Source organism: Nocardia carnea (genome assembly GCF_029869215.1).
Taxonomy (GTDB): Bacteria; Actinomycetota; Actinomycetes; order Mycobacteriales; family Mycobacteriaceae; genus Nocardia; species Nocardia carnea_B.
On record NZ_JARWPM010000040.1, the window covers coordinates 1 to 3,899 of the forward strand.

Sequence of the window (3,899 nt, forward strand, 5' to 3'; positions counted from 1 at the left end):
AATGACCGGTACCGGCGTTGTTCCACGGATCGCTGCTCTCGGCGGCCGCGGCGTCCAGCCGTTCGAACACCGTGATCGACCAGTCCGGCTGCAACTGGCGCAGTAGCGCGCCGAGAGTAGCGCTCATGATGCCGGGGCGGCGGAGCGGGGGCGCGGCGGTGTTCCGCCGGCTCGTGACTGTGGCGCGGACCTGAAGTGTTCCGCGCGCGGTGGCGGGATCGCCTACTCGCCGGCGCGTGGTCGGCGGTATCTCCGCCGCTCACCTGACCGTTCGCTCCATGGTGAGCATCCGCGAGCGGGGAAATCCGTGGCCGAAGCGGTTCGACGGTCATCAGGCAGAACATGCCGCCCCGCCGGTGCGCCACCGGCCGGATCCGCAACAGGCTGCTCGATGGCCGGCGAATCGTCCCCGGCTCGCGTCCGGCCCAACGGCTAGACTCGGCCGCGTGCAGCCTGCCGCCGATACGGCCGGTTCCGTCGGGGCGGGGGTAGATCCGGAACACCGAGCCCGGGAAGCGACGGTGCCGGTTCGCCCGTTGAGCTTCCGGGAACTTCTCGATGCGCCGTTCGCGCTGTTGCAGGCCGATATCCGGACGACCGCCGCCTGCGCCGGGCTACTTCTCCTGGCCGGGGAAACCGCGGTGGCGGCATTCATCGGCATCATCTCCTACCTGACCGGCGGTTCCGACGCCGGGACCGCCGTGGCTACCGTCTGCGCCACCGTGATCGCGGCCTGGATCATCCGGGTCGTCCTGCGCGCGGTATCGGTGACCACCGGTCTGGCCCGCGCCACCGGAAGCCCGATCCCTCTAGGGGAAGCCCTGCGACGTACCGGCGACCGGCTGGGACCGCTCCTGCTGACCCAGCTGTCGTTCACCGGGATCGGTCTCGTGGCGCTGGCGCCCAGCGTGCTGTTGTTCCCCCTCGGATTCTTCGCCGGGCTGGTCTGGTTCCTGATCGTCTACCCGCTCTGTCTCCTCGGCCTGGCCTGGCTGCGGGCCGGGCATCTGGTGGCCGTGCCCGTCCTGTTCGCCGAACGGACCACCGCCCGCATCGCGCTGGCCCGTGCCGGATTGCTCACCGGCAGTTCGCGGATGCAGCGCACCGGGCTCTGGATCTGCCAGCGTCTGGTGTTCGCCCTGTTGATCGCGCCGCTGGGCGGTTTCGCGTTGTTCGTCAGCGATTTTTCCGGCACCCACCGCTGGCCGTTCCTCGTCCTGTTCACCGCGACCGCGTTGTTGCTGGTGGCAATCGCCGAGCTCATGGAGTCCAGTGCCCGGGTGGTCGGTTATCTCGATCTGCGGTGCCGCCGTGAGGGAATGGATATCCGGATCCCGGCCGTGGACGGGGAGGGCCGGTGACCGAACCACAGCCACCCGTACCCGGCGAACCGCGGTTGGATACGGCCGGCACGCATCGCGCCGCCGCCGAACACGCCGCCGCGCACGGGGATTACGACACCGCGCTGCGGGAACGGTTCCGGGCGGTGCTGCGCGGACTGGAACAGCACGGTGTGCTCGAGGTACGCCGCTCCCGCACCGCCCGCGAGACCTTCCACGAGGCGGCGGAGGCACTGCCGTCCGCACTGTCCGGTGAATTGCCCCCGGCCGCAGGCGCTTTCGACGAGGTCGTCTACGGCGGCCGCCCGGCAGCGGCCGATGAATATCATCGGCTCGCGCGCGCCGACCAATTCTCCGCGACGGCCCCGCCACCGGCGGCCGAACCGCTGGATGTCGATACTGCCCGGCGCCGGTCGCGCACCCGCCTGGCCGTTCCCGGACCACTCGCGATACTGCGCGATTCGCGGTTCTGGGCGAGCCTGGCCGCGCTGGCGGTCCTCCTGCTGGTGCTCTACGCGATCGTGCAGGGCTGCACCGGCCCCACCGCGCCACGGCCGCCGGACGCCCCACCGATGGATCCGCCGCCGATCGATCAACCGGGGGGTGATTACGACCCCGAGCTCCCCCGGCCGACAGGCGAGGACTCCTTCTTCTCCAGCACCCCCGCCTGGCTGGCCTTCGGCGGCCTGCAATTCCTGATCGCCGGGATACTGCTCGTCTGGTGGCGGGCGCGCCGGCGCGGCACGGTGGTCGGCGAACCCCGGCCGGTAGAGGTGGCCGCCGGCGAACTGCTGGCCGGACAGGCCGGCCTCTACCGGCGTACCCGCGATTACCCGCATATCGCGGGCGTGCTGCGGGCCGCCACCGGGCGCCGGTTGCGGCGGGCACTCGGTGCCGACTCCGGTATTTCCCCGGAAGCCCTGGTGGCCGCGGTCGCCGCTCGTATCGGCGCCGACCCGGTCGTCGTCGGTTCGGCCCTGTACGGCCCGGTTCCGGACGCACCGAGCCTGGAACTTGTTGCCGCGCAACTCGAATGGATCGAAGCGGAGGTCGGATGACCAGCATTGACATCAGTAAGGCCGGAGCCGGCAATGCGGTGGCGCCCACGGCCGCTGAGGCCGCGGCCGCCTTCGCCGCCCTGCGCGCCGAGATCGGCAAGGCGGTGGTGGGCAACGACAACGCGGTCATGTATCTCGTACTGGCCCTGCTGTGCCGCGGCCATGTCCTGCTGGAGGGGGTCCCCGGTGTAGCGAAGACGCTGCTGGTCCGGGCGCTGGCCACCGCGCTCGACCTGGAGCACAGCCGGGTGCAGTTCACCCCCGACCTGATGCCCGGCGATGTCACCGGTTCGCAGATCTACGATCCGCATTCGGCCGAGTTCACCTTCCGGGACGGCCCCGTCTTCACCAATCTGCTGCTCGCCGACGAGATCAACCGCACTCCGCCCAAAACCCAGTCGGCGCTGCTGGAATCGATGGAGGAACGGCAGGTGTCGGTCGACGGGCGGCCACGGTACCTGCCCGATCCGTTCGTGGTGGTCGCCACCCAGAACCCGATCGAGCAGGAAGGCACTTATCCGCTGCCCGAAGCCCAGTTGGACCGGTTCCTGTTCAAGGTCGATATCCACCTGCCCGAACGCGATGACGAATTCCGCATCCTGCAGCGGCATGCCGAGGGTTTCGATCCGCGCGACCTGGCCGCGGCCGGGTTGCGCCCGGTCGCCGGTCCCGCCCATATCGCCGCCGCCAGATCCGCGATCTCGCAGGTCACCATCCGGCCGGAGGTCCTCGCTTACATCGTCGACCTCTGCCGCGCCACCCGCACGGCGCCCGCCGTCGCGCACGGCGCCTCCACCCGCGGCGCCACCTCGCTGATGGCCGCCGCCCGGGCATTGGCCTGGTTGAACGGGCGTACATTCGTCACCCCCGACGATGTGAAAACCGTTGCGGTGGCGGTGCTACGGCACCGGCTGCAACTGCGCCCCGAAGCCGAGATCGACGGCATCACCGGCGAACAGGTACTGGCCGACCTGCTGCAGTCCGTCCCGGTTCCGGTGTAGGCCGTGGTCGTCACCGGCCGGCTGGTCGCGGTCGCGGTCGCGGCGGCGGTTTTCGTCATGGCCGTCTGGCCGTCCTGGCTCGGGGTACTGCTGGCCAATGCCGTGCTCTGCGCACTGGCGGCGCTCGATCGCGCGCTGGCGGCGAACAGCGCGGATCTGGCCCTCGAACGCGCGGAGCTGACGGTCCTGCGGCTCGGCGCCACGACCGAAATCGAACTGACGGTGGTCAATACGGGTTCCCGTACCGTGCACGGCCGGCTCTGGGACGACTGGCCGGACAGTGCCGGGGTAACCGCCCGAGAGCACCGGCTCGATCTCCCGCCGGGCAGTCGCGTCCGATTGCCCACCAGCCTCACCCCCGCGGGGCCCGGCGCCCGCCCCCCCCGGGCCGGGGGCCGGGGGCCGGGGAGGGCCCCGCGGCCCGGCCGGGCCCCCCGTGCGCGCGGGGGGGGGGGCGCCCGGGGCGGGCGCGCCCCCCCCCCCGGCGGGGGGGGGTAGAA

The 3,899-nt window shown here is 71.4% G+C and carries 5 protein-coding genes; 4 read left to right on the forward strand and 1 reads right to left on the reverse strand.

What is annotated here, in order from left to right; all coding sequences use genetic code 11:
* Positions 1 to 127, reverse strand: a 127-nt coding sequence (locus tag QH276_RS01565; protein ID WP_280406569.1) for a malate:quinone oxidoreductase, incomplete at its 3' end; no start/stop codon positions are given.
* 319 nt (positions 128 to 446) lie between these two features.
* Here QH276_RS01565 and QH276_RS01570 point away from each other — a divergent pair.
* From QH276_RS01570 to QH276_RS01585, 4 genes are read left to right on the forward strand one after another with little or no spacing between them, the layout of a single operon-like run.
* A complete protein-coding gene (locus QH276_RS01570) occupies positions 447 to 1,361 on the forward strand; it encodes a hypothetical protein (protein ID WP_280402193.1) in 915 nt (304 codons plus the stop codon).
* Positions 1,358 to 2,398, forward strand: coding sequence for a DUF4129 domain-containing protein (locus tag QH276_RS01575; protein ID WP_280402192.1), 1,041 nt, complete (start codon positions 1,358 to 1,360; stop codon positions 2,396 to 2,398). The genes QH276_RS01570 and QH276_RS01575 overlap by 4 nt, the downstream gene beginning before the upstream one ends.
* On the forward strand, positions 2,395 to 3,399 hold the full coding sequence (locus tag QH276_RS01580; protein WP_280402191.1) for an AAA family ATPase: 1,005 nt from the start codon (positions 2,395 to 2,397) through the stop codon (positions 3,397 to 3,399). The genes QH276_RS01575 and QH276_RS01580 overlap by 4 nt, the downstream gene beginning before the upstream one ends.
* Positions 3,400 to 3,402: 3 nt before the next feature.
* Positions 3,403 to 3,897, forward strand: a complete 495-nt coding sequence (locus QH276_RS01585; RefSeq protein ID WP_280406568.1) for a hypothetical protein — start codon at positions 3,403 to 3,405, stop codon at positions 3,895 to 3,897.
* Positions 3,898 to 3,899 lie beyond the last annotated feature (2 nt).